The organism is Streptomyces sp. NPDC054932 (assembly GCF_053610205.1).
The window spans coordinates 50463-74010 of record NZ_JBSGXU010000013.1 but is presented as its reverse complement, the minus strand read 5'-3'; the positions used below and the strand labels follow the sequence as shown (position 1 = coordinate 74010).

The 23548-nt window shown below is 70.6% G+C and carries 21 protein-coding genes and 1 tRNA gene; 6 read left to right on the top strand and 16 right to left on the bottom strand.

Features of this window, described 5'->3' with window-relative positions; translation table 11 throughout:
• The first annotated feature begins 31 nt into the window (after positions 1-31).
• The gene (locus tag ACWGE1_RS06170) at positions 32-694 is read left to right on the top strand and encodes an NADPH-dependent F420 reductase (RefSeq protein ID WP_453419359.1); all 663 of its coding nucleotides are present in this window, start codon (positions 32-34) and stop codon (positions 692-694) included.
• 90 nt (positions 695-784) lie between these two features.
• Positions 785-1084, top strand: coding sequence for a hypothetical protein (locus tag ACWGE1_RS06165; RefSeq protein ID WP_453419358.1), 300 nt, complete (start codon positions 785-787; stop codon positions 1082-1084).
• Between the two features lie 280 nt (positions 1085-1364).
• On the opposite strand, the gene ACWGE1_RS06160 is transcribed toward ACWGE1_RS06165, so the two are convergent.
• Genes ACWGE1_RS06160 through ACWGE1_RS06145 form a run of 4 tightly spaced genes read right to left on the bottom strand, consistent with a single transcriptional unit; the run spans position 1365 to position 6001 of the window.
• A complete protein-coding gene (locus ACWGE1_RS06160) occupies positions 1365-2828 on the bottom strand; it encodes a GH1 family beta-glucosidase (protein WP_453419357.1) in 1464 nt (487 codons plus the stop codon).
• A complete protein-coding gene (locus ACWGE1_RS06155) occupies positions 2825-3649 on the bottom strand; it encodes a carbohydrate ABC transporter permease (RefSeq protein WP_453419356.1) in 825 nt (274 codons plus the stop codon). Before ACWGE1_RS06155 ends, ACWGE1_RS06160 begins: the two co-directional genes overlap by 4 nt.
• Positions 3646-4641: a carbohydrate ABC transporter permease gene (locus ACWGE1_RS06150; RefSeq protein WP_453419355.1), complete on the bottom strand. Its 996-nt coding sequence runs from the start codon at positions 4639-4641 to the stop codon at positions 3646-3648. The genes ACWGE1_RS06155 and ACWGE1_RS06150 overlap by 4 nt, the downstream gene beginning before the upstream one ends.
• A gap of 7 nt (positions 4642-4648) precedes the next feature.
• The gene (locus ACWGE1_RS06145) at positions 4649-6001 is read right to left on the bottom strand and encodes an ABC transporter substrate-binding protein (protein ID WP_453419354.1); all 1353 of its coding nucleotides are present in this window, start codon (positions 5999-6001) and stop codon (positions 4649-4651) included.
• Positions 6002-6104: 103 nt separating this feature from the next.
• On the opposite strand from ACWGE1_RS06145, the gene ACWGE1_RS06140 reads away from it, so the two are divergent.
• Positions 6105-7130, top strand: coding sequence for a LacI family DNA-binding transcriptional regulator (locus tag ACWGE1_RS06140; protein ID WP_453419353.1), 1026 nt, complete (start codon positions 6105-6107; stop codon positions 7128-7130).
• 69 nt (positions 7131-7199) lie between these two features.
• Here the strand turns inward: ACWGE1_RS06140 and ACWGE1_RS06135 are convergent.
• From ACWGE1_RS06135 to ACWGE1_RS06120, 4 genes are all read right to left on the bottom strand, one after another.
• Positions 7200-7272: transfer RNA gene (locus tag ACWGE1_RS06135), tRNA-His, on the bottom strand.
• A 108-nt stretch (positions 7273-7380) separates the two neighbouring features.
• The gene (orn, locus tag ACWGE1_RS06130) at positions 7381-7983 is read right to left on the bottom strand and encodes an oligoribonuclease (protein ID WP_327414147.1); all 603 of its coding nucleotides are present in this window, start codon (positions 7981-7983) and stop codon (positions 7381-7383) included.
• Positions 7984-8106: 123 nt separating this feature from the next.
• Positions 8107-9279: a helix-turn-helix domain-containing protein gene (locus tag ACWGE1_RS06125; protein ID WP_453419352.1), complete on the bottom strand. Its 1173-nt coding sequence runs from the start codon at positions 9277-9279 to the stop codon at positions 8107-8109.
• A 376-nt stretch (positions 9280-9655) separates the two neighbouring features.
• Complete coding sequence (locus ACWGE1_RS06120) at positions 9656-9976, bottom strand: hypothetical protein (protein ID WP_453419351.1); 321 nt, start codon at positions 9974-9976, stop codon at positions 9656-9658.
• A 446-nt stretch (positions 9977-10422) separates the two neighbouring features.
• Here ACWGE1_RS06120 and ACWGE1_RS06115 point away from each other — a divergent pair, with 446 nt between their 5' ends.
• Both ACWGE1_RS06115 and ACWGE1_RS06110 read left to right on the top strand, forming a co-directional pair.
• The gene (locus ACWGE1_RS06115) at positions 10423-10956 is read left to right on the top strand and encodes a universal stress protein (RefSeq protein WP_266596220.1); all 534 of its coding nucleotides are present in this window, start codon (positions 10423-10425) and stop codon (positions 10954-10956) included.
• A 98-nt stretch (positions 10957-11054) separates the two neighbouring features.
• Positions 11055-11621, top strand: a complete 567-nt coding sequence (locus tag ACWGE1_RS06110; protein WP_453419350.1) for an acetate uptake transporter — start codon at positions 11055-11057, stop codon at positions 11619-11621.
• Between the two features lie 93 nt (positions 11622-11714).
• Here the strand turns inward: ACWGE1_RS06110 and glmS are convergent, their stop codons facing one another.
• Positions 11715-13532: a glutamine--fructose-6-phosphate transaminase (isomerizing) gene (gene glmS, locus ACWGE1_RS06105; protein WP_453419349.1), complete on the bottom strand. Its 1818-nt coding sequence runs from the start codon at positions 13530-13532 to the stop codon at positions 11715-11717.
• Positions 13533-13603: 71 nt separating this feature from the next.
• A complete protein-coding gene (locus ACWGE1_RS06100; protein ID WP_030008735.1) occupies positions 13604-13879 on the bottom strand; it encodes a hypothetical protein in 276 nt (91 codons plus the stop codon).
• A 172-nt stretch (positions 13880-14051) separates the two neighbouring features.
• On the opposite strand from ACWGE1_RS06100, the gene ACWGE1_RS06095 reads away from it, so the two are divergent.
• Positions 14052-15644 (top strand): beta-N-acetylhexosaminidase, encoded by a 1593-nt coding sequence (locus tag ACWGE1_RS06095; protein ID WP_453419348.1) that lies wholly within the window; start codon positions 14052-14054, stop codon positions 15642-15644.
• Between the two features lie 254 nt (positions 15645-15898).
• Here ACWGE1_RS06095 and ACWGE1_RS06090 read toward each other — a convergent pair whose 3' ends face one another.
• The 6 genes from ACWGE1_RS06090 to ACWGE1_RS06065 all read right to left on the bottom strand — a co-directional run bounded on the left by ACWGE1_RS06090 (position 15899) and on the right by ACWGE1_RS06065 (position 23193).
• A complete protein-coding gene (locus ACWGE1_RS06090; protein WP_453419347.1) occupies positions 15899-17680 on the bottom strand; it encodes an IucA/IucC family protein in 1782 nt (593 codons plus the stop codon).
• Positions 17677-18261 carry a GNAT family N-acetyltransferase gene (locus ACWGE1_RS06085; protein WP_453419346.1) on the bottom strand — a complete coding sequence of 195 codons (585 nt, stop codon included), beginning with the start codon at positions 18259-18261 and terminating at the stop codon, positions 17677-17679. Before ACWGE1_RS06085 ends, ACWGE1_RS06090 begins: the two co-directional genes overlap by 4 nt.
• Positions 18261-19586 carry a lysine N(6)-hydroxylase/L-ornithine N(5)-oxygenase family protein gene (locus ACWGE1_RS06080; RefSeq protein WP_453419345.1) on the bottom strand — a complete coding sequence of 442 codons (1326 nt, stop codon included), beginning with the start codon at positions 19584-19586 and terminating at the stop codon, positions 18261-18263. The genes ACWGE1_RS06085 and ACWGE1_RS06080 overlap by 1 nt, the downstream gene beginning before the upstream one ends.
• On the bottom strand, positions 19543-21033 hold the full coding sequence (locus tag ACWGE1_RS06075) for a pyridoxal phosphate-dependent decarboxylase family protein (protein ID WP_453419344.1): 1491 nt from the start codon (positions 21031-21033) through the stop codon (positions 19543-19545). Before ACWGE1_RS06075 ends, ACWGE1_RS06080 begins: the two co-directional genes overlap by 44 nt.
• A 151-nt stretch (positions 21034-21184) precedes the next feature.
• Positions 21185-22090: a siderophore-interacting protein gene (locus ACWGE1_RS06070; RefSeq protein ID WP_453419343.1), complete on the bottom strand. Its 906-nt coding sequence runs from the start codon at positions 22088-22090 to the stop codon at positions 21185-21187.
• Between the two features lie 65 nt (positions 22091-22155).
• Positions 22156-23193: an ABC transporter substrate-binding protein gene (locus ACWGE1_RS06065; protein ID WP_453419342.1), complete on the bottom strand. Its 1038-nt coding sequence runs from the start codon at positions 23191-23193 to the stop codon at positions 22156-22158.
• Positions 23194-23548 lie beyond the last annotated feature (355 nt).

Genomic DNA, 23548 nt, shown 5'->3' with positions numbered 1-23548 from the left:
CCGGCCTCCGTTCGACGAATGGATCTCCGCAATGCACTACGCAGTCCTCGGCACCGGGATCGTCGGCCGTACGGTGGCCGCCCGGCTGGACGGCCTCGGCCACCACGTGGTCATCGGCACCAGGGAACCGGAAGCCACCCTCGGCCGCTCGGAGTACGCGCAGTGGCAGGAGGCCCACCCCGCGGTCGGGCTGGCCACTTTCGCGCAGGCGGCGCGGGACGGCGAGACACTGGTCAACGCCACCGGCGGGCGGGCCGGTATCGCCGCACTGACGGAGGCGGACGCCGTCCACCTCGACGGCAAGGTCCTCATCGACATCGCGAACCCGCTGGACTTCTCGGGGGGCTTCCCGCCGGTCCTGGACCCGGTCAACGACGACAGCCTGGCCGAGCTGATCCAGCGCACCTTCCCGCGGCTGCGGGTGGTCAAGACGCTGAACACGATGAACTGCCAGATCATGGTGGACCCGGCGCGGGTCGCGGGCGAACACCACGTCTTCCTCTCGGGCGAGGACGCGGAAGCCAAGAAGGCCGTGCGCGAACTGCTGCATTCCTTCGGGTGGCCGCCGGCGAGCGTCCTCGACCTCGGGGGCATCGAGACGGCCCGGGGCACCGAGATGCTGCTGCCCGTCTGGCTCCGCCTGATGGGCGCGCTCGGCCACGCCGACTTCAACTTCCACATCCAGGGCGCCTGACCCGGCGCGCCGGGCCCTACCCGGACGGGGGCGCAAATGTTGTCGCGCCCCCTACCGCGCCGAGGGTGGGCGTGACGGAAGGAGTCACGCATGAGAGTCATGCTCAGGGCGCACATGGACACGGCCGCCACCAACGAGGGCATCAAGACCGGGGCGCTGCCCCAGGCGATCAAGCAGCTGATGGACAAGGTGAAGCCGGAGGCGGCCTATTTCGGCCTGCACGAGGGCGTGCGCTCCTGGTCGATCGTCTTCGACCTGCAGGACAGCGCGCAGATGCCGCCGCTGATGGAGGACCTGTTCCTGCAGTTCAACGCCGAGCTCGAGGTCGCTCCCGTGATGAACGCCGAGGACCTGGCGAAGGGTCTGGCGGCGATGAACTCCTCATCCTGAGGCGCTCAGACGGCGAGCCGAGGCCGGGTGCGCGGTGACGGCCAGGACGCCGGCCAGGGCCGGGCCGACCATGAACCCGACCTCGTCCAAGGTGGTGTCGAAGGACAGGGCCGAGCCGAGCCGCTTCTCGTCCGGCCCGGTCAGCCGCGCCCAGCGGGCCGACCTGCGGGGCGGACTGACGCCGCGCCGTTCGGCGGCGTCGGGCTCCCGGTCACCGGCCCGGCGGACGTCACCGACCGGGCGGCCCGCTGCGCCCCGGTCCTCCGGTGGGCCTCGCCGACTACACCAGGTCGTCCCCGAAGCTGAGGAAGCCTCCCTTCCGGGCCAGGCGGGCGTACCAGTGGGCGCTGGAGCGCGGGGTGCGGACCTGGGTCTCGTAGTCGACGTGCACGATGCCGAAGCGCTTGCTGTAGCCGTAGGACCACTCGAAGTTGTCCATCAGCGACCAGAGGAAGTAGCCCTCCACCGGGGCGCCGTCCGCCAGGGCGCGGTGCACGGCCGAGAGATGGGCCTCCAGATAGCCGATGCGCTGCGGGTCGTGCAGGTCGGGGGCGTACGCCGCGCCGTTCTCGGTGACCATCAGCGGCAGCCCCGGAGCCTCGCGGGTGAAGCGCATCAGCAGGTCGTGCAGGCCGGTGGGGTCGACAGACCAGCCCATGTCGGTCCGCTCACCCGGCGGTTGGTGGAAGGCGACGGTGTCCGCCCCGGGCCAGGGCGAGTGCGCCGCGGCCCCGTGCCCGTCGGCGCGCGGGCCGTTCCCGTCGGGGGCCGCCGAGACCACCGCCGGGGTGTAGTAGTTCACCCCGAGGAAGCCCAGCGGCTGGTGGATCAGCGCCTCGTCGCCGGGGCGCAGGAACGACCAGTCCGTCACCGGGGCCGTGTCCTCGAGCAGGTCCTGCGGGTAGGCACCGTGCAGCAGCGGGCCGGTGAAGACCCGGTTGGCCAGGGCGTCGATCCGGCGGGCCGCGTCCAGGTCGGCCGCCGAGCCGGTCAGCGGCCGTACCGCGCTCGGGTTGAGGGCGATGCCGGCCCGGGCGTGGGCGGGCAGGGCCGCGGCGGCCATCCCGTGCGCCAGGTTGAGGTGGTGGGCGGCGCGCAGCGAGTCCGCGGGGGAGGTGCGGCCGGGGGCGTGCACCCCCGAGGCGTAGCCGAGGAAGGCGCTGCACCAGGGCTCGTTGAGGGTGGTCCACAGCTCGACCCGGTCGGCCAGCGCCCCCGCGACCTGCTCGGCGTACCGGGCGAAGGCGTACGCCGTCTCCCGCTCGGGCCAGCCGCCCGCGCTCTCCAGTTCCTGCGGAAGGTCCCAGTGGTAGAGGGTCACGCAGGGCTGGATCCCGTACGAGAGGAGCTCGTCGACCAGCGCGTCGTAGAAGCCGATGCCGCCGGCGAGCACCCTCGGCCAGGACACCGAGAACCGGTAGGCGCCCAGTCCGAGGGAGGCCATCAGCCGGACGTCCTCCCGCCACAGCCGGTGGTGGTCGACGGCCACGTCGCCCGTGTCGCCGCCGTGCACCTTGCCCGGTGTACGGCAGAAGGTGTCCCAGATGGAGGGACCGCGCGACGCGGCTGCGCCCTCGATCTGGAAGGCCGCCGTGGCCGTTCCCCACAGGAACCCGTCGGGGAACCGCAGTTCGCGGGCGCCGGCTTCCGTGTCCGTGCCGGGGTCCGTTGCCGGGTCCGCGCCCGGGTCCGCGCCCGGGTCCGCGCCCGCGCCCGTGCTCGCGTCCGTGTTCGTGTGCGTCATCCCTTGACCGCTCCCTGCATGATGCCGCCGACGATCTGGCGGCCGAAGACGAGGAACACCAGCAGCAGCGGGAGCGTGCCCAGCAGCGCGCCCGCCATGATCACCGACTGGTCCGGGATGTAGCCCCGGCCCAGTCCGGTCAGGGCCACCTGCACCGTCGGGCTGCCGTTCTGGGTCAGCGCGACGATCGGCCAGAAGAAGTCGTTCCAGGACATGACGAAGGTCAGCATTCCGAGCACGGCCATCGCTGGGCGGGCCGCCGGGAACACCACGTGCCACATGACCCGCAGCGAACTCGCCCCGTCCGTCCGCGCCGCCTCCACCAGCTCCATCGGCAGCGCGTGCACCAGGTACTGGCGCATGAAGAACACCCCGAACGCGCCCACCAGGGTCGGCAGGATCACCGCCTGGAGCCGGTCGGTCCACGACAGCTTCGCGATCAGCATGTAGAGCGGCACCACACTCAGCTGCGGCGGGATCAGCATCGTGCCGATCACCAGCGCCAGCAGCGGCCGGCTGCCGCGGAAGCGGAGTTTGGCGAAGGCGAATCCGGCGAGGGTGGAGAAGAACACGGTGCCGGCGGCGACCGTGCCCGCCACGATCACCGTGTTCAGCAGCGCCGCGCCCATGTTGGCGTCGGTCCACGCGACCTGCAGGTTGCGCCCCAGGTTCCCGCCGAACCAGAACGGCGGCGGGGTCTGGGCCAGGCGCGTACTGCTCCGGGAGGCCGCGATCGCCGTCCACACGAGCGGGAAGAGCGAGCCGGCGGTGAACAGGGCGAGCACCACGTAAGTGAGCCGCCCCGCGCGCAGTGACCTCATCGGGAGTCCTTCCGTCCGCGCAGCAGCCGCGCCGCCCCGGCGATCAGCAGCAGGATCAGGAACATCGCCCACGCGATCGCCGAGGCCCGCCCGAGGTGCAGGTTCACCCAGCCCTGCTCGTACAGGTACAGCCCGAGCGTCTGGAACTGGTGGTCCGAGCCGCCCGTCGCGCCCGCCCCGCCGTTGAACAGCAGCGGCTCGCCGAACAGCTGGGTCGCCCCGATCGTGGACACGACGCACGTGAAGAAGATCGTCGGGCGCAGCGAGGGCACCGTGACATGCAGGAACTGCTGCCAGCGCGAGGCCCCGTCCAGCGCCGCGGACTCGTACAGCTCGCCCGGTACGGCCTGCATGGCCGCCAGGTAGATCAGCGCGTTGTATCCGGTCCACCGCCAGATCACGATGGTGGAGACCGCGAACTGGGAGGCAAAGGTGCCGTTCTGCCAGTCGACCGCCTCGAACCCCACGGTCGACAGGGCCCAGTTGACCATTCCGTAGTCCCGGCCGAAGAGCAGCACGAAGACGAGCGTGGCCGCCGCCACCGAGGTCGCGTACGGGGTGAGCACCGCGACCCGGAAGAACGCGGAGCCCCTCAGCCGGTAGTTGAGCAGATGGGCGAGGCCCAGTGCGATCGCCAGCTGCGGCACCGTGGACAGCAGCCCGATGGTGACCGTGTTGCGCAGCGCGTTCCAGAAGAACTCGTCGTCCCACAGCCGGGTGAAGTTCCGCAGCCCCACCCACGTCATGCTGTCGGGATCGGTCAGCTCCACCTGGTGCAGCGCGGCCCAGCCCGTGTAGAGCAGCGGGAACAGCCCGAACGCGGCGAAGAAGAGGAAGAAGGGCGCCACGAAGGCGTAGGGGCTCCAGCGCAGGTCCCAGCGGTAGCGGCGCGAGCGCCACACCTGTCCGGGCCGGCTCCGGCCGTCCCCCTCCGCCGCCGGCCCTTCGGGGCCGACGGCGGAGGGGGACAGAACAGCCGTCTCGTCCGTCACTGGTGCCTCACTGATCCAGGGCGTTGTCGATCGCCTTCACCGCGGCCTCCCAGCCCTCCTGCGGGCTGCGGCCCTTCTGGTCGACCTGGAGCATGCCGATGTCCGCCAGGTTCTGCGCGATCACCAGGTCCTTCGGGCCGACCACCGTCACCGGCACGCCCTCGGCCGCCTTCGCGAAGATCTCGCCGATCGGGGCGCCGCCGAAGTATGCGTGCTGCGCGCCCGACACCGACGGCAGCTTGTACGCGGCACTCGCGCTCGGGAAGCTGCCCCGCTTCTCGAAGAGCTTCGCCTGCTGCGCCGGGGCCGTCAGCCAGGCCGCGAGCTTCGCCGCCTCCTGGGCGTGCTTGCCGGCCTTCGGAACCACCAGGAAGGAACCGCCCCAGTTGCTGGGCTTCGGCGCCTGCGCCACGTCCCACTTGTCCTTGCCCGCCGGGCCCGCCTTGTCCTGGATGTAGCCGAGCATCCAGGCCGGGCAGGAGACCGTCGCGAAGGAGCCGTTGGAGAAGCCCTGGTCCCAGGCCGGGGTGAACTGCTGGAGCTTCGCGCTCAGGCCGTCGGTGGCGAAGGAGGCCGCCAGGTCGAAGGCCCCGCGCACCGCCGGGTTGGTCTTGTAGACGACCTTGCCCTGGTCGTCGTAGAACCGCTGGGCGCTGCTGCCGGTCACGGCCGCCATCACGCCCGACGCCGAGTCCACGAAGGCCTTCCCGTCGCCGGCCTTCGCCTTGTACGTGCGGCCCGTCTCCAGGTACTTGTTCCAGTCGCCCGCCCACAGCGCCCCGACCGCCGCCCGGTCGGAGGGCAGCCCGGCCGCCTCGAAGAGGTCCTTGCGGTAGCAGATGCCCTGCGGGCCGATGTCGGTGCCGAGACCGACGGTGGCCCCGCCCTTGGCCGCGCTCGCCGTGCCCTGCGCCCACTTCCACGGCAGGTACGCGGCCTTGTCCACGCCGGGGGCCTTGCCGAGGTCCACCAGCTTGTCGGCCTGGGTGGCGGTGATCTCGGCGATGTTGTTGACCTCGACGGCCTGGATGTCGGCGAGCCCGCTGCCCGTGCCCAGGTGGGTGAGGAGCTGGGGGTAGTAGTTCTCGTTGCGCTCGATGGAGGTCTGCTCGATGCGGATCCCGGGATTCTGTGCCATGTACTCGTCGTAGAGCCCGGCCTCCTGGAGCCCGAAGGCGCCGAAGACCCCGACGGTGAGCGTGGTCTGTGCGCCGGACTTGCCGGCGGCCGGGGCGCCCTGTCCTGGTTCCTCGGGGTCCTGCGCACACCCCGCGAGCAGCAGGGCCGCAGCTCCCACCGCGGTGACGGTCGTCATGAAGGTTCTTCGGGCTTGGACTCGGGCTCGGGCTCGGACGCGCATGTGGCTTCCTCCCTGGAGGACGGAATGTGCCGGGTGTCGTGTGACACAGTGTGGGAGCGCTCCCACAGTCGTCAAGGGGTAGATTCACAACCGGGAGGAAGCCATGAACGGGCACGGGCGCAGTGGGGGACGGCCGACCCTGGAAGAGGTCGCGGCGCGCGCCGGAGTCGGGCGCGGCACGGTCTCCCGGGTGATCAACGGATCCTCCAAGGTCAGCGAGCACACCAGGGTCGCCGTCGAGGCGGCCGTGGCCGAGCTGGGGTACGTACCGAACCGTGCTGCACGCGCCCTCGCGGCCAACCGCACCGACGCCATCGCCCTCGTGATCCCCGAGCCCGAGGCGCGGTTCTTCGCCGAGCCCTACTTCTCGGAAGTGGTCCGCGGGGTCGGCGCCGCCCTCGCCGAGACCGAGGTCCAGCTCGTCCTCACCCTGGCGGGCAGCGACCGCGAGCGACGCCGCCTCGCCCAGTACCTGGCCGGGCACCGCGTCGACGGGGTGCTGCTCGTCTCCGTCCACGCCGGGGACCCGCTGCCGGAGCTGCTGGCCGAGCTCGGCATCCCGACGGTGATCAGCGGCCGCCGTTCCGCCGCCGAGGCCCTGCCCTGCGTGGACTCCGACAACCTGGCGGGCGCCGCCGAGGCCGTGCGCCACCTCCTCGACCGGGGCCGCCGCACGATAGCCACGATCACCGGCCCGCAGGACGTGTACGGCGCCCAGTGCCGCCTCGACGGCTACCGGCAGGCCCTGGCCACTGCCGGACACCCCGTCGACGAGCTGCTGATCGCGGTGGGCGACTTCACCGAGGAGGGCGGCCGGCGGGCCATGCGCGAACTGCTGGCGCGCCGCCCCGCGCTCGACGCGGTCTTCGCGGCCTCGGACGTGATGGCGGCGGGCGCCCGGTGGGAGCTGCGCGCGGCCGGCCGCCGGCTACCGCAGGACGTGGCCCTGGTCGGCTTCGACGACTCGGTGGTCGCCCGGCACATGGACCCGCCGCTGACCAGCGTCCGGCAGCCGATCGAGGAGATGGGCCGGACCATGACGCGGATGCTGCTGGACAGGATCGCCGGGGAGACGGGCGAGGCGGCCGTGGTCCTGCCGAACCGGCTGGTGGTCCGGGAGTCGTCCTGACGGCACCGAGGACGGCCCGCTCATGCAGAAGGCCCCGGTCCGCTTCCGCGTACCGGGACCTTCCCACAGGGTGAGTGACGGGACTTGAACCCGCGGCCACCTGGACCACAACCAGGTGCTCTACCAACTGAGCTACACCCACCATGTCCGGTCGGAAAACCGACCGGCCGAAGAAAAGGGTACAGGGTCCGGGAGGGTGCTCGCTCCCCCCTTTCCCGGCACCCCCTTCCGTAAGGGGCCCGGCCGGGAGCTACGCCCCCGGCGCCGCGTGCTTGGCCGCGATGCTCCGCGCCGTGTCCGAGTCGGGCCCGGGCTGCGGTACGAAGACCGCCTCGCGGTAGTAGCGCAGCTCGGTGATGGAGTCCTTGATGTCCGCCAGCGCCCGGTGGTTGCCGTTCTTCGGCGGGCTGTTGAAGTACGCCCGCGGGTACCAGCGGCGCGCCAGCTCCTTGACCGAGGACACGTCCACGATCCGGTAGTGCAGGTAGCTCTCCAGCGCGGCCATGTCGCGCAGGAGGAAGCCGCGGTCGGTGCCGACCGAGTTCCCGCAGAGCGGCGCCTTGCGGGGCTCCTTCACGTGCTCGCGCACGTAGGCCAGGACCTGTGCCTCGGCATCCGCGAGGGTGGTCCCGCCGGCCAGCTCGTCGAGCAGGCCGGAGGCGGTGTGCATCTCGCGCACCACGTCGGGCATGGTCTCCAGGGCGGCGTCCGGCGGGCGGATCACGATGTCCACGCCTTCGCCGAGCACGTTGAGCTCCGAGTCGGTGACCAGTGCGGCCACCTCGATAAGTGCGTCGTCCGTCAACGAGAGCCCGGTCATCTCGCAGTCGATCCACACCATGCGATCGTTCATGTGTCCCACCTTATGCGGTCCCCCGGGGCGCGGACCGCATATGCGGAAGGTCCCCCATCGGCAGTGACCGATGGAGGACCCTCGTGCGTCGTACCCGTGGTGGCGGCTCGGCCGTCGGTGGGGTTACGCGTGTTCCCGCATGACCCGGCCCGGGGCGTACAGCTCCGTCACCGTGGGACCCGCCGCGGCCAGTGCCGCCGCCGCCCGGTGGGGCTGCGGAGTGCGCTGGTGTGGAACCGGGCCCGCGTTGATCTCGGACACCTGTGCCACGTCGGCCTGTGGCCGCCGTGCCCGGTAGGCGGAGCGGTAGGCGGCCGGGGAGGACCCCAGCTGCCGCCGGAAGTGACCCCGCAGGGCGACCGGCGAGCGGAAGCCGCAGCGTCCGGCGACCTCGTCGACCGAGTAGTCGGAGGTCTCCAGCAGCCGCTGTGCCTGGAGCACCCGCTGGGTGATCAGCCACTGGAGCGGAGCGCTGCCAGTGAGCGAGCGGAACCTCCGGTCGAAGGTGCGCCTGCTCATGTAGGCGCGGGCCGCCAGCGTCTCCACGTCGAATTGCTCGTGGAGGTGCTCCAGGGCCCAGGCGACGACCTCGGCCAGCGGGTCGGCGCCGATCTCCTCCGGCAGCGACCGGTCGAGATAGCGTTCCTGGCCGCCCGTCCGGCGCGGCGGCACGACGAGCCTGCGGGCCAGGGCCCCGGCTGCCTCGCTGCCGTGGTCCGTGCGCACGATGTGCAGGCACAGGTCGATTCCGGCCGCCGTGCCGGCGGACGTGAGCACGTCGCCGTCGTCGACGAACAGTTCGCGCGGATCGACATGGACGGACGGGTACCGCTTGGCCAGCGTCGGCGCGTACATCCAGTGCGTCGTCGCGGGCCGGCCGTCCAGCAGACCGGCGGCGGCGAGCACGAAGGCTCCCGTGCACAGTCCGACGATCCGGGCCCCCTCCTCGTGCGCCAGACGCAGTGCGTCCAGCGCCTCCGGTGGCGGCGGTGAAGTGATGGAGCGCCAGGCGGGAACGACGACCGTCCCTGCCCGGGCGATCGCCTCCAACCCGTACGGCGCGGTCAGTTCGAGTCCGCCGGTGGTCCTGAGCGGACCGTCCTCACCGGCGCACACGAGCAATCGATAGCGTGGAACTCCCGCGTCCTGCCGGTCAATGCCGAACACGGAAAGTGGAATGGAGCTCTCGAAGATCGGCCCGCCGCTGAAGAGCAGCACCGCGACGATCTCCCTGCGGCGACGCCCCGCGAGCTTCCGGCCGGCGTCTGTGACGACGGCGGTGGAATCCTGGCTCATGGCGCTAAGCCCCCCTTGGGTGTCGCGACTCCTTGGTCTGGTCGCACCTGCACGTTTCCCCTCGGCCTTGCACGTGGATCCCCCGCCGTAAATACATGATCGAATCTACTGCGTCCCGTGGTGTCGGCGTGACAAGTTCAGCACGCAGCGCTATGTCGACTTCTCAACTTGGCGAAAAGCATTCGATCAGTAAGCGTTCCACTCCGCTACCCGAACGGGAAGCGTGGTGCCCGGCCATGGCCAGTACCTGTAGGGCCAAAACGCCCCCCGGGGTCCGTCGTCGCTGGTGGTGAGGGAGACGGGGGGACATTCCGGCAAGGAGGGCAACCTGCCGGGAAGTTGGCTGAAAACATGCGTGTGTGGGTGTGCGAATGAGTCAGTCGTGCGGGGAGAAGAGCCCGGAGCCCCGGCAGCCGCGGCGCATCCCGGCCCCGCCGCGCGAGTGCCGGCCGCGATGGGCGGGCGGAACCGGCTCCTCCGCCCGCATCCGTGCCGCGGCCCGCTCCGCCCTCTCCGAGTGGCGCAGCAGGATCCGGCACGCGGCCGTGACGGCGAGCAGGCCGAGGGTCGCGACTGCCGCCCCGCCGAAGGAGGTTCCGTAGACGACGAGGACCACGGGGACGAGCAGGCAGCTGAAGGCGGCCCAGCGCACCACGTCACCCGCAGGGTCGTCATGGGGGTGTCCGGCGGGACGCACGGACGGGTGAAGGGGCGCGCGGTGGGACGGGGCGAAGTGCGGGACCGGGTCCGCGTTCCGGCGGGACCGGACGGGCTGCGTCGGCTGAGCTGGCTGGACGGGGTGAACCGGATGACCGGGCACGGCGTGCTCCCTGCGGGCTCTTACCTGAAGGTCGGACGCATGTCCCAACGCCCGGCGGCGGGGCGCGGTCACTGCGCGCACGGGTGGCAACGCCCCGTCTCGTCACTGCCTGTAGGGGGCAGCGGCCATTGCCAAGGCGCGCTCGCTCCGGCATGCTCCCTGGGACGCTCTCCAAGGGCGGCATGCCCTGTGCAGGACAGGAGTGTCGCCGTACCCTGGTGGGTATGGGCTTGGGAAGATGCTTCCCGGACAGAGCTCCGTCACACTGCGTCGCCGATTTCGCCCCTGTTGCTTCCTCCAAGGACCTCTTCGCCGAGACACCCATGGCCGGTCACGAATTCTCCGAACCCGCGGACCGCAAGCGCAAACGCGTCGTCGACCCCGAGTCGGCCGCCGATCTGCGCGCGGTGGAACAGACACGCGTGCACTGCGATCCGGCCTTCCGGCACGGCGTCGTGGTGGGATTCGACGGATCCACCTCCAGCGAGCGCGCACTCGCCTATGCGATCGGCATGGCCCGGCGCTCCGGATCCGGTCTGATCATCGTCCATGTCGCCAACCGGCTGCCCACCACGGTGTGGGCCGGCTGCGAGCCGCCCGTGTTCGTCGACGTGCCGGACCACCGCACCGAGGTGCTCGGGCTGGAGCTCGCCTGCGCGGACTATCTGGCCGAAGTGCCGTGGATCCTGGTCGAACGCGGTGGTGACATCTGCCATGAGCTGGAGGAGGTCGGCCGGGAGTATTCGGCCGACGCCATCGTGGTCGGCTCGACGCACGGGATCGTGGGCCGGATCTTCGGATCGGTCGCCGGCCGACTGGCCAAGCGCGCACAGCGACCGGTCGTTGTCATTCCGTGACCGGTTGTTAAGGCGCTTGTGCGGTTGTGCCCCCGTGTAAAGGGTAGATAAGTGCTGCTGGGACGCAGCAAACAACTGCAGATCGAAGGGAGCCCGCCGTGGACAATGGTGTCTCTGCGGGAAGCACGGCCTCGACTTCGACCCTGGGGAACATCGCCCTGGGTCTCACCCTTCTCGCATTCGGTATCGGCCACACCGGTGTCATCGACGGCGTGTCCGCTGCCAGCTCCGTGTCGCTCGCGATGTACGTCGGCGGCGCGGCCCTGTTCCTCCTCGGGCTCCTGGAGTACCGCGGCGGCAACGGGTTCAACGGCACCGCGTTCGCGGGCCTCGGCATCTTCTGGTTCACGTGGGCCAAGGGCGCGGGCGGTTCGGCCTCCGACGAAGCCGCCGGAACGTTTCTTGTCCTGTTCGCGATGCTCGCGCTGACCCTCACGGTCGCCGCCGCGAGCGGTCTGTTCAGCCAGGGCGTCTACGCCCTGCTGACCCTGTCGCTGCTCCTGCTCGCCATAGGCGCGTTCGTGGACAACGGCGCGCTCGCCAAGGCGGGCGGCTGGGTCGCCGCGGTCTCCGGACTGCTGGCCTGGTACGGGGCCACGGCGGCGCTGGCGCACTGGCCGATGGCCTTCGGCAAGGCCGGGCGCGGCGCGGTCGCGGCGGGCTGACCTGCCGGGAACCGCAGGGCCACGGCACAGAACCCCCGTGCGCGGTGCGCACGGGGGTTCTCCGCTGTCCGGTGCCGGTCCGGGGACCGGCGACTACTCGACGGTGACCGACTTCGCCAGGTTGCGCGGCTTGTCGATGTCCCGGCCCATGGCCAGGGCCGTGTGGTACGCCAGCAGCTGGAGCGGGATGCCCATCAGGATCGGGTCCAGCTCGTCCTCGTTCTTCGGGACCACGATGGTGTGGTCCGCCTTCTCCTGCTCGCGGTGGGCGACGGCCAGGATCCGGCCACTGCGGGCCTTGATCTCCTCCAGCGCCGCGCGGTTCTTCTCCAGCAGGTCGTCGTCCGGGACGATCGCGACCGTCGGCAGCGAGGGCTCGATCAGCGCCAGCGGGCCGTGCTTGAGCTCGGAGGCCGGGTAGGCCTCGGCGTGGATGTAGGAGATCTCCTTCAGCTTGAGGGAGGCCTCCAGCGCCACCGGGTAGCCGCGCACCCGGCCGATGAACATCATCGACTTGGCCTCGGCGAACTCGGCCGCGAGCTTCTTGATGTCCTCCTCGCCGTCGAGGATCTCCTGGATCTGCGCGGGCAGCTTGCGCAGGCCCTCGATGATCCGCTTGCCGTCGGTGACCGACAGGTCGCGGATGCGGCCCAGGTGCACGGCCAGCAGCGCGAAGGCCACGACGGTGTTGGTGAAGCACTTGGTGGAGACGACGCAGACCTCGGGGCCGGCGTGCACGTACACGCCGCCGTCGGCCTCGCGGGCGATCGCGGAACCGACCACGTTGACCACGCCGAGGACGCGGGCGCCCTTGCGCTTGAGCTCCTGCACCGCCGCGAGCACGTCGTACGTCTCACCGGACTGGGAGACCGCGATGTAGAGGGTGTCGGGGTCCACGACCGGGTTGCGGTAGCGGAACTCGGAGGCCGGCTCGGCGTCCGCGGGGATCCGGGCCATGCCCTCGATGAGGCCGGCGCCGATGAGGCCCGCGTGGTACGAGGTGCCGCAGCCCAGGATCTTGACCCGGCGGATGCCGCGCGCCTCGCGCGGGTCCAGGTTCAGGCCGCCCAGGTGCACGGTGTTGAAGCGGTCGTCGATCCGGCCGCGCAGCACGCGGTCGACCGCGTCGGGCTGCTCGGAGATCTCCTTGTGCATGTAGGTGTCGTGACCGCCCATGTCGTACGAGGCGGCCTCCCACTCCACGGTCTCCGGGGTGGCGGTCGTGGTGGCACCACTGGTGGTGTAGGTGCGGAAGTCGTCGGCCTTGAGGGTGGCCATCTCGCCGTCGTCGAGGGTGACGACCTGGCGGGTGTGGGCGACCAGGGCGGCGACGTCCGAGGCGACGAACATCTCCTTCTCGCCGATGCCGAGGACGACCGGGGAGCCGTTGCGGGCGACGACGATGCGGTCGGCGAAGTCGGCGTGCATGACGGCGATGCCGTAGGTGCCCTCGATCGCCTTGACGGCCTCGCGGACCTTCTCCTCCAGGGAGTCGGCGACGGAGCGGGCGATCAGGTGGACGATGACCTCGGTGTCGGTCTCCGAGACGAAGACCACGCCCTCGGCCTCGAGCTTGGCGCGCAGCTCGGAGGCGTTGTCGACGATGCCGTTGTGGACGACGGCGACCTTGTTCTCGGCGTCCAGGTGCGGGTGCGAGTTGATGTCGCTCGGGGCGCCGTGCGTGGCCCAGCGGGTGTGGGCGATGCCGGTGGTGCCGGCGAAGCGCTTGGGAACGCGGGACTCCAGCTCGCGGACCCGGCCCTTGGCCTTGACCACCTTGAGGGTGGAGGCCTTCGGGCTGTTCACGACGATGCCCGCGGAGTCGTATCCGCGGTACTCCAGCCGCTGCAGACCTTCGAGCAGCAGCGGTGCCACGTCACGCTTGCCGATGTAACCGACGATTCCGCACATACGGTTTTGCCCCTCCTGAAGTTCGGTTGCTGTACTCGTACCCGCCCGCAGCCGCGCCCGCGGCCGCCGGCTCAGCCGTAGACGATGCGGCGCAACTGCCGGAGCGACAGCTCCGGCGGCGCCACGGCGCGGTGCGGCAGCTCGGCCGCGATCCGCTCGAAGATCTCCGCGTTGACCGCTCCGCCGGACTGCAGTTCCCGGTGGCGGCGGCGGACGAACTCCTCGGTCGTCTCGTCGAAGTAGGCGAGCACGTCCAGTACCACCCGGGCGGCCTCGCCGCGCTGCAGCGCGGTGCTGCGCACCAGGTGGTCGACGAGGTCGTCATGCGACGGGCGGCGATCGAGCACGCGTAGATACTGGCGGCTAACGGCGCCGAACGCAAAGATCCTGCCCGATATCGGGCAGGATCCATCTGGTCTGGACCAGTGGGGCGCTCGGCGTGCCCTCCTTCGGATGATTTCCGCCCGCCCCCGATTCGCGCACCGGACGGGACGGCCCGCTTGGCCTATACCTGTGCGCATGAGAGTCCTGCGACGCACGCTCGGCGCCCTCCTCGCCCTCGGGGCGGCCCCGGCCCTGGTCACGTCCTGCGCCTCCGCGCACGGTGACGACGCCAGACCCGGGGACGACCCGCCCGCGGCCCTCGCCCCCTTCGAACGGCTGCTGCCGGCGCCCGTCTCCGCGCGCGCCGAAGGGCCCGGGTACTCCTTCGGGGCGGGCACGGTCATCCGTACCGGCCCCGGCCCCGGCGAGGAGGTCCGCCGGGTCGGCGAGCTCCTCGCCGCGCAGCTGCGCGGCCCGAGCGGGCTGCCGCTGCCGGTGGTGGACGGGGCGCAGGGGGACGGGATCCGGCTCAGGATCGACGAGGGGGCGCAGGGGGTGGGCGACGAGGGGTACCGGCTGGAGTCCGGTCCGAGCGGGGTCACCCTCACCGCGCGGACGCCCGCCGGGCTGTTCCACGCGGGGCAGACGCTGCGCCAGCTGGTGCCGGTGGCCGGTCCGGGGACGGTGCCGGGCGGGACGGTCACCGACCGGCCGCGCTTCGCCTACCGGGGGGCCATGGTCGACATCGCGCGCCACTACTTCTCGGTGGAGCAGGTCAAGAGGTACGTGGACCAGCTCGCCCAGTACAAGGTCAACACCCTGCACGTGCACCTGACCGACGACCAGGGGTGGCGCCTCGCGATCGACTCCTGGCCGCGGCTGGCGGAGTACGGGGGCGGCAGCGAGGTCGGCGGCGGGCCCGGCGGGCACTGGACGAAGGACGAGTACCGGGAGCTGGTGGCCTACGCGGGCGAGCGGTACGTGGACGTGGTCCCCGAGATCGACATGCCGGGGCACGTGAACGCGGCGCTCGCCTCCTACGCCGAGCTGAACTGCGACGGGAAGGCCCCGGACCGGTACACCGGCACCAAGGTGGGCTTCAGCTCGCTGTGCGTGGCCAAGGAGCGGACGTACGAGTTCATCGACGAGGTGCTCGGCGAGCTGGCGGAGCTGACGCCGGGCCGCTACCTGCACATCGGCGGCGACGAGGCTCACGCGACGCCGGCGGCGGACTACGCGGCCTTCATGGACCGGGCCCAGGCGGTGGTGGGACGACACGGCAAGAGGGTGGTGGCCTGGCACCAGCTGGCCGCGGCCCGTCCGGCACGGGGCGCGGTGCTCCAGTACTGGGGCCACGACAAGACCCCGGCCGCGGACCGGGCCGCCGTGGTGGCGGCGGCGAAGGCGGGGCATCCGCTGATCCTGTCGCCGGCGGACCGGCTGTATCTGGACATGAAGTACGACCCGGCGACGAGGCCCGGCCTGGCCTGGGCGGGGTACGTCCCGGTGCAGCGCGCCTACTCCTGGGACCCGGGGGCGTACCTGGCCGGGGTCCCGGAGTCCGCCGTCCTGGGCGTGGAGGCCCCGCTGTGGACCGAGACCGTCGCGACGCGGGGGGACTGGGAGCTGATGGCGTTCCCGCGGGTCATGGGCCTGGCGGAACTGGGCTGGTCCCCGGCGGCCTCGCTCGACTGGACCTCGTACAGCCGCCGCCTGGCCGCGCAGGCGCCCCGGCTGGACGCGCAGGGGATCGGCTTCTTCCGGGCGCCGGAAGTGCCATGGCCCTAGCGACTAGAGGAATTTTCTAGAAACTGACTCTACAACTACGCGCCGTCCGGCCGCACTTGGCACAGGGCCGGCGGTCGCGGCGGGCCGTAGCGCGAGGGGCTCCGCGGGCACGGGGGTGCCGCGGAGCCCCTCCCGCCCGGCCTCGTGCAGCGGGCGAAGTGGATCGCCGGCCTGTTCGGGGCGGGAGGGGTGGAAAGGGGGAAGGGCGGGTGCGCCGCCGAGGGACCGTATTCGGCTGCGCACCCGCCCCCTGATCACCGCCGGGCGAAGGCCGCGACGGGGTTCTTGAGGTTGCCGATCAGCTGGAGGGCCGCCGCCGGGTCGGCGAGGTCGACCATCTGCTTGTTGTTGCGCAGCTGGAGGCGGTTCAGGCAGGACAGCTGGAACTCCTCCGCGAAGAGGTCGTACCGCTCGAAGCGCTCCGCGAGCTGCGGCATCGATTCCTGGTACTCGTGGCCGCAGTCCGCGACCGCCTGCCAGAAGGTGTCCTCGTCGCAGATGCCCTCGTCCACGAGGATCGCGCCGAGGAAGCGGAAGAAGCAGTCGAAGACGTCCGTGAAGATCGACAGGAGCTTCATGTCCTCGGGGATGTCCGCCCGGACCCGCTCGACCGCGGGCGGCAGCACCGCGTCCGCGTCCATGATGACGATCTCCTCGGCGATGTCCTTGAAGATCGCCCGCTTCACCAGGCCGCCTTCGATGACGAGGATGGTGTTCTCGCCGTGCGGCATGTACGCGAGGTCGTACTGGTAGAAGCAGTGCAGCAGCGGCACCAGGTAGGCGCGCAGGTAGTGGCGCAGCCACTCGGCCGGGGTCAGGCCCGACTCGGCGATCAGCGCGCCGACGAAGGACTTGCCCTCGGCGTCCACGTGCAGGAGCGAGGCCATCGTGGCGAGGCGCTCGTCGCCCTCGATCCGGTTGACCGGGGACTCGCGCCACAGCGCGGCCAGCATCTTGCGGTACGGGGAGTACCGGTCGGTGGCGCGCTCGTACTGGCGGTGGTGATAGCCGATCGCCGCGCGCTCGCGGATGATCGAGAAGTCCACCGACCTGAGGACCTCGTCGCCCTCGATCAGCTGGTGCAGCCAGTCGTTGATGGCCGGGGTGGCCTCCATGTACGCGGCCGACAGGCCCCGCATGAAGCCCATGTTCAGGACCGAGATGGCGGTCTTGACGTAGTGCTTGCGCGGCGCGCTCTGGTTGAAGAACGTGCGGATCGACTGCTGCGCGAGGTACGAGTCCGGCCCCTCGCCCAGCAGCACCAGGCGGCGGTTCGCGATCTCGGCCGCGAAGGTGACCGTGGTCTTGTTCCACCACTGCCAGGGGTGCACGGGGAAGAGGTGGAAGTCGGCCAGGTCCAGGCCCAGCGCGGTCATCCGCTCCGCGAAGACGCCGATGGTCTCGTCGCCGAGCTCCTCGCGCATGAAGGAGTCGTGGTCCAGGCCCGCGCCCGCCGTGAAGGTGGAGACGTCCTTGCGGGCGGCGACCCACACGAGGTGGACGGGGCTGGCGGTCTCCGGGGCGTACGAGAGGTACTCGTGCACGCCGAAGCCGAGCCGGCCGTTGTTCGCGACGAAGCAGGGGTGGCCCTCGGTCATGCCGGTCTCGATGTCCTGGAAGGAGGACTTCGCGAGGACGTCGGAGGAGACCTGCGGCTTCGTGTACTTGTAGCCGGTGCCGGCCAGGGTGGAGGAGATCTCCTCCAGGTAGACGGGCAGCACCTGCGCGCTCAGGCCCAGGGTCTCGCGCAGCTCGATGTGGAAGTCGAGGGCGTCCAGCTCCAGCTCGGCGCCGTCCCGGTGGCGGGTGATGGAGGCCTCGTCGACCGACCAGTGGTCGAGGGCGTGCAGGACGGCCTTGAAGCGGTACTCCACGGTGGAGTCGTCGCTGAGGACCGAGTAGAGGTCTTCGCCCAGGGGCTTCGGGGTCAGCAGGCGCTCGTGGGAGAACTCGGCGAGGCCCTTGCGGACCAGGGCGCGGTTGGCGCGGGCCCACAGCTCGGGGGAGAGGTGGGCGACGGCGTCGGCGAGGCTCATATGGAGACCCCCTGGGCGGCCGTGGCGGCCTCGAACCGGGCGCGGGTGCAGAAGCTCAGCAGGGCTTCCTTCTCCGGCTTGGTGACCCGGCGCTCCGGGACGAAGCCGACGACCTCGTTCAGGGCGTGCACGGCGGTGTTGGCGACGTCCGGCTCGACCACGACGCGCTCGGTGGCCGGGTCGGCGAAGATCGCGGCCATCACGGTGGTGATGACGGCGCGGGTGAAGCCGTGCAGCGGGGTGTCGCTCGGGGCGACGAGGAAGTGCATGCCGACATCGCCCGGCAGGGCGTCGTAGAGGCCGACCAGCTCCAGCTCGGACGGGTCGTAGGTCTCCATCAGGAAGGCGGGGCGGCCCTCGTGCAGGCCGATGTAGGCCTGGTGGTGCTCGTGGGCGGCGATCCTCATGTACTCGCGCTCGACGTCCGGCAGCGAGGCGTCCTGCATCATCCAGAACGAGGCCTTCGGGTGGGTGACCCAGCCGTGGAGCAGCTCCGCGTCGGCGAAGGGGTCCAGGGGGCGCACGGCGAAGGACCCGAGTTCTTTGTCGGTGCGGGAGAAGAGGAGTTCGGTGGTGCTCATCACAGGGTGCCTTCCGGGGCGGCGAACTGCTGGAACGCGATGGACTTCTCGACCTTGTAGTGCTCGCGGCCGAGGAGCTCACCGACGATGTACGCGTTCCGGTACGCCGCCATGCCCAGGTCGGGCGAGGTGAGGGAGTGGTTGTGGGTGGTGCCGTTCTGCAGGTAGACCCCGCGTCCCGTGGTGTCGATGCTGTAGTTGCGGGCGGCGTCGAGCCGGCCGTGCCCGTCGAAGTTCAGACGGTCCCGCACCGGGTTCAGGAACTCCGGGAAGGTGTACTTGTAGCCGGTGGCCAGCACCAGACCCTCGGAGGCGAGGGTGAAGTCCCGCTCCTGCTCCTCCTGGCGCAGCCCCAGCGTGTACGTGCCCGTGGTGGTGTCGTACGCGGTGCTGTTCAGGGAGGTGTTGGTCAGCAGGGTGGTCGGGACCTGGCCCGGCATGCTGATCTTCTTCTGGTAGAGCAGGTCGAAGATGGCGTTGATCAGGTCGCCGTCGATGCCCTTGAAGAGGTTCTTCTGCTGGGTCTCCAGCCGGTACCGGGTGTCCTCGGGGAGCGCGTGGAAGTAGTCCACGTACTCGGGGGAGGTCATCTCCAGGGTCAGCTTGGTGTACTCGAGCGGGAAGAACCGCGGCGAGCGGGTCACCCAGTTGAGCTGGTAGCCGTGGACGTCGATCTCGGCGAGGAGGTCGTAGTAGATCTCGGCCGCGCTCTGGCCGGAGCCGATCAGGGTGATGGACTTCTTCTTCTGCAGCTCCGCCTTGTTCTGCATGTAGGCGGAGTTGTGCAGGAAGTCGCCGCCCAGGCCCTCGCAGGACTGCGGGACGTGCGGCGGGGTGCCGGTGCCCAGGACCAGGCGCGGGGCCCGGTGGGTCTCGCCCTTGTCGGTGTGGACCTCGTACAGGCCGGCCTGCTCGTCGTAGGTGACCTCGGTGACCGAGGTGGACCACTGGACGTTGTCGAGCCGGTCGGCGGCCCAGCGGCAGTAGTCGTTGTACTCGGCCCGCAGCGGGTAGAAGTTCTCCCGGATGTAGAAGGAGTACAGCCGGTCCTTGTCCTTCAGGTAGTTCAGGAAGGAGAAGGGCGAGGTCGGGTCGGCGAGCGTGACCAGGTCCGACATGAAGGGCGTCTGCAGGTGGGCGCCGTCGAGGAACATCCCGGCGTGCCACTCGAAGTGCGGCTTCGACTCGATGAAGAGACCGTCGATCTCGTCGAGCGGGGCGGTCAGGCAGGCGAGTCCCAGATTGAACGGACCGACGCCGATGCCGATGAAGTCGTGGGTCTTAGCGGTGGAGGGCAAGGGATTCTCCCAGGAACTGCTCGGCATGTGCGGCGAGAAGGTCGAGGACGGCGGTGATGTCGGCCGTCGTGGTCTGCGGGTTGAGGAGGGTGAACTTCAGGTACTGCTTCCCGTCCACCTTGGTGCCGGCGACGACGGCCTCACCGGAGGCGAACAGGGCCTTGCGGGCGTGCAGATTGGCCTCGTCGACCAGATCCGCACGGAACTCGCCCTCGGGGACGTAGCGGAAGACGAGGGTGGAGATCTGCGGCTTGACGACGACCTCGAAGCGCGGGTCGGCGTCGATGATGTCCCAGCCGGCCGCCGCCAGGTCGATGACCTCGTCGAAGAGCGAGCCGACGCCGTCGGCGCCCATGACGCGCAGGGTCACCCAGAGCTTGAGCGCGTCGAACCGGCGCGTGGTCTGGATGGACTTGTCGACCTGGTTGGGGATGCGCTCCTCGGCCATGCGGCGCGGGTTGAGGTAGTCCGCGTGGTACGTGGCGTGCTTGAGGGTGTCGCGGTCGCGCACCAGCATGGCGCTTGAGCTGACCGGCTGGAAGAACGACTTGTGATAGTCGACCGTGACCGAGTCGGCGCGCTCGATGCCGTCGAGGAGGTGGCGGCGGGTGGGGGAGGCCAGCAGCCCGCAGCCGTAGGCGGCGTCCACGTGCATCCACGCGGAGTGCTCGTCGGCCAGCCGGGCGATCTCGGGGAGCGGGTCGATGGACCCGAAGTCGGTGGTGCCGGCGGTGGCGACGACGGCCATCGGGAAGAGGCCCTCGGAGGCGCACTCCTCCAGTTCCAGGGCGAGCACCGCGGTGTCCATCCGGCGGTTGCGGTCGACCGGGACGGAGATGACGGCCTCGTAGCCGAGTCCGAGCATGGCGGCCGACTTCTGCACGCTGAAGTGGCTGGCCTCGGAGGTGAAGATGCGCAGCTTCGGCAGGAGTTCGGCCTTGGTGAGCTCGCGGCCCTCGTCGAGCGCCTTCTTCATGACGAGGCGGCAGGCCTCGTCACGGGCGAGGAGCAGCGCGTGGAAGTTGGACTGGCTGCCGCCGGAGGTGAAGATGCCGTCCGCGCCGGGGCCGAGGCCGATGCGCCGGGTGGTCCAGTCGATGAGGCGGCGCTCGATCAGCGTGCCGCCGATGGACTGGTCCCAGGTGTCGAGGGAGGAGTTGACGGCCGAGAGGATCGCCTCGCCGAGCACGGCGGGGATGACGACCGGGCAGTTGAGGTGGCCCAGGTAGCGCGGGTGGTGGAAGTACACCGCGTCGCGCAGGTAGACGTCCTCCAGCTCGTCCAGGACCGCGCCCGCGTCCGCGAGCGGCTTGTCCAGGTCGATCCCGTTGATGACCGGGGCGAGTTCGTCGACGGATATACCGGTGTGGGGTCGCTGCGTGGCCGCGAGTTTGGCGGCGACGCGGTCGACGCCCTCGGTGACGGAGCGCCGGTAGAGGTCCGCGGTCGTCTCGTTCAGCAGATGCGAGCGCATCAACTTTCCTCCGGGCAGGGGAGAGAGGGGGTGTGTGGGGCGTGGCGTGCGTCGATTAGGTTAGCCTAACCTTAGTATTTCGCCAAATGCAGAAGGGCCCTGGCTGAAAAGCCAGGGCCCTCTCAACTGCTCTGCGGGGTGGTGGAGCTGACTACAGCTCGGACCCCGGGTCCTCGCTCGGCGCCTTGCCCGCATACGCCTCGGCGAGGAGCTGCTCCTCGCTCGCACCGAGCCGCCAGTAGCCGGTGAAACGCACGGCGCGGCGGTCGACGGATCGTTCCTGCACGAAGTGGCGGCGCACCGCGCGAATCGTGCCGGCCTCGCCCGCCAGCCAGGCGTACGGGGCTTCGGCTGCCGCGGGCCCGTCCGAGCGCAGGGCGCTCAGTACCTGCTCGGTCCGCTCCCGGCCGTGGCTCTCGCGCACGATCCAGGTGATGTCCGCGTCGGCGGGCGTCGTCAGTGCGAGCCGGTCGTCCTCGTGCGGGACCTCGAACCAGGCCCTGACCGCGGTCCCGGCGGGCAGTCGGTCCAGGATCGCGGCCGCGGCAGGCAGGGCGGTCTCGTCCGCGTACATCCAGATCGCATCGGTGTCGGCCGGAGGCTGGAAGCGTACGGACTTGTTCTCCGCGACGGCCGGCCCGATGGCCAGGATCCGGCGGCCGGTGACCGCGCGCCCGGCCCAGTGGGAGGCCGGGGAGGAGTCCCCGTGAAGGACGAAGTCGATGTCGACCTCGTCCGCGCCCTCGGCCGTGCGGCGCTGCTCGCGCACGGTGTAGGAGCGCATCACCGGCCGCTCCTCGTCCGGCATGGCGCGCCAGGCGGCGAACCAGGTGTCCTCGTCGGTGGACGGGAGCACGGTGTGCTCCCGGCCGGACGGGGGCAGGAAGAGCGACAGGCTCTGGTCGAAGCCGCCCGAGCGGAAGCCCGCGAGGGATTCCCCGCCGAACGTGACCCGCAGGAACGAGTGGCCGAGACGGCGCGTGCGGACCACTTCGAGCTCGAAGAACCGGAAGTGAGCGACGGCCGGGGCGGCGTCGTCGGATGCGGTGACGGTCATGCGGAGGATCCCCCTGGGAAGTCGGTGCGGCCGGTTCGGCGCCCGGGGTCACCGGGCGCCGGGGTTCAGCTGACCTTCTTGGCGTTCTGGATGGCCTTCGCGAGGTCTTCCAGGATCACCGCGCACTTGTCGTAGGAGAAGATCGGCTCGGTCACGCGCGGGGTGATCTGGCCGGCCTTGACGGCGGGCAGCTCGGCCCAGGTGGCCTTCGCCTTCAGCTCCTCCGGCTGCAGGGTGCCGGTGCGGTTGTCGAGGAAGACGACGTCGGCCTTGTACTTGCCGGCGTTCTCCCAGCTGAGGCTCTCGAAGAAGCCGCCCTCGTCCAGCTTCTCCGGGGTGACGAACTCGACGCCGAGCTGCTTGAAGTACTTCAGGTCGGCCGAGGTCTCCGCGGTGGAGACGTAGAACAGGTCGGCGGAGCCGGAGCCCACGAGCACCTTGATGCCCGGGTTGGCCTTGGTGGCCTCGCGCACCTTCGCGGCGGCGGCCTCGAAGCGGGCCTTCGCGTCGACGGTGGCCTTGGCGTTCATGTCGGCGCCCAGGGACTTGGCGAGGTCGGCGGTGCGCTCCAGGGCCTTGTCGAGGGTGACGTCGCCGCCCACCTTGATCGCGGCGGCCGGGGCCAGCTGCAGGATCTTGTCCTTGGAGGCCTCGGGGACGTACCAGTAGCTGCCGTCCCAGGTGTTGGTGACGAGGAGGTCGGGCTGGAGGGCCGCGTACTTCTCGACGTTGAACTCGTCGTAGACGTTGCCGATGATCTCGACCTTGGAGATGTCCAGCGAGCCGGCCTGGACGTCGGGCTTGCCGTCGGCGGTCTTGGTCGGGCCGAACACGCCCTTGACCGGGACGCCGTAGTCGTACAGCGCAGCGGCCGTGCCGGTGAAGGCGACGATGTTCTTCGGCTTGGCCTTGGTGCTGACGTCCTTGCCGAGGTCGTCCTTGAAGGTCCAGGGGCCGGAGGCAGCGGCGCCGTTGTCCTTGCCGCCGTCGCCCTTCGCCGAGTCGCTGCCACCGCAGGCGGCGAGGACCGCGACGAGGCCGAGGGCGCCACCGGCCGCGACGAAACCGCGGCGGGTGAAGGAGGAGGTTCGGGACTTGGGCATGTCGATGTCCGCTTTCATGCGTGCTGGGGCGACCACTGGGCCGTTCGAGAGGAAGGGTAGCCTAACCTCATCACCGAAACGATCGAGGGCGAGTGAGGTGCCTCACAAACCCGCTCCTGCGCCCCTGCCACAGACACCGGTCCGGCCCGGCGCTCCCGTCGTGACGGCCGGTCAAAAGGCCCTGCGCGACGGTCCGTCACTGGCTCCGACAGACAGGGCTGCCGGGCGGATGCACCGGCAATGGCGGGCAGCCGGTGACCCTCGTGCCCTCGCGCACGCTCATGATCGCTGCGTGACCACCCGCCGAAACACGGACGTCCGGCGCGGACCCCTGCCCGCGCCGGACGTCGTCATG

Coding starts and splice junctions, on each gene's coding strand:
- ACWGE1_RS06070 (WP_453419343.1), bottom strand. CDS start 22,090: ATGACCGTCACCGCATCCGACGACGCCGCCCCGGCCGTCGCTCACTTC.
- ACWGE1_RS06075 (WP_453419344.1), bottom strand. CDS start 21,033: ATGCGCTCGCATCTGCTGAACGAGACGACCGCGGACCTCTACCGGCGC.
- ACWGE1_RS06170 (WP_453419359.1), top strand. CDS start 32: ATGCACTACGCAGTCCTCGGCACCGGGATCGTCGGCCGTACGGTGGCC.
- ACWGE1_RS06125 (WP_453419352.1), bottom strand. CDS start 9,279: ATGAGCCAGGATTCCACCGCCGTCGTCACAGACGCCGGCCGGAAGCTC.
- ACWGE1_RS06145 (WP_453419354.1), bottom strand. CDS start 6,001: ATGCGCGTCCGAGCCCGAGCCCGAGTCCAAGCCCGAAGAACCTTCATG.
- ACWGE1_RS06165 (WP_453419358.1), top strand. CDS start 785: ATGAGAGTCATGCTCAGGGCGCACATGGACACGGCCGCCACCAACGAG.
- ACWGE1_RS06065 (WP_453419342.1), bottom strand. CDS start 23,193: ATGCCCAAGTCCCGAACCTCCTCCTTCACCCGCCGCGGTTTCGTCGCG.
- ACWGE1_RS06080 (WP_453419345.1), bottom strand. CDS start 19,586: ATGCCGAGCAGTTCCTGGGAGAATCCCTTGCCCTCCACCGCTAAGACC.
- ACWGE1_RS06085 (WP_453419346.1), bottom strand. CDS start 18,261: ATGAGCACCACCGAACTCCTCTTCTCCCGCACCGACAAAGAACTCGGG.
- orn (WP_327414147.1), bottom strand. CDS start 7,983: ATGAACGATCGCATGGTGTGGATCGACTGCGAGATGACCGGGCTCTCG.
- ACWGE1_RS06090 (WP_453419347.1), bottom strand. CDS start 17,680: ATGAGCCTCGCCGACGCCGTCGCCCACCTCTCCCCCGAGCTGTGGGCC.
- ACWGE1_RS06155 (WP_453419356.1), bottom strand. CDS start 3,649: ATGAGGTCACTGCGCGCGGGGCGGCTCACTTACGTGGTGCTCGCCCTG.
- ACWGE1_RS06115 (WP_266596220.1), top strand. CDS start 10,423: ATGGCCGGTCACGAATTCTCCGAACCCGCGGACCGCAAGCGCAAACGC.
- ACWGE1_RS06160 (WP_453419357.1), bottom strand. CDS start 2,828: ATGACGCACACGAACACGGACGCGAGCACGGGCGCGGGCGCGGACCCG.
- ACWGE1_RS06095 (WP_453419348.1), top strand. CDS start 14,052: ATGAGAGTCCTGCGACGCACGCTCGGCGCCCTCCTCGCCCTCGGGGCG.
- glmS (WP_453419349.1), bottom strand. CDS start 13,532: ATGTGCGGAATCGTCGGTTACATCGGCAAGCGTGACGTGGCACCGCTG.
- ACWGE1_RS06140 (WP_453419353.1), top strand. CDS start 6,105: ATGAACGGGCACGGGCGCAGTGGGGGACGGCCGACCCTGGAAGAGGTC.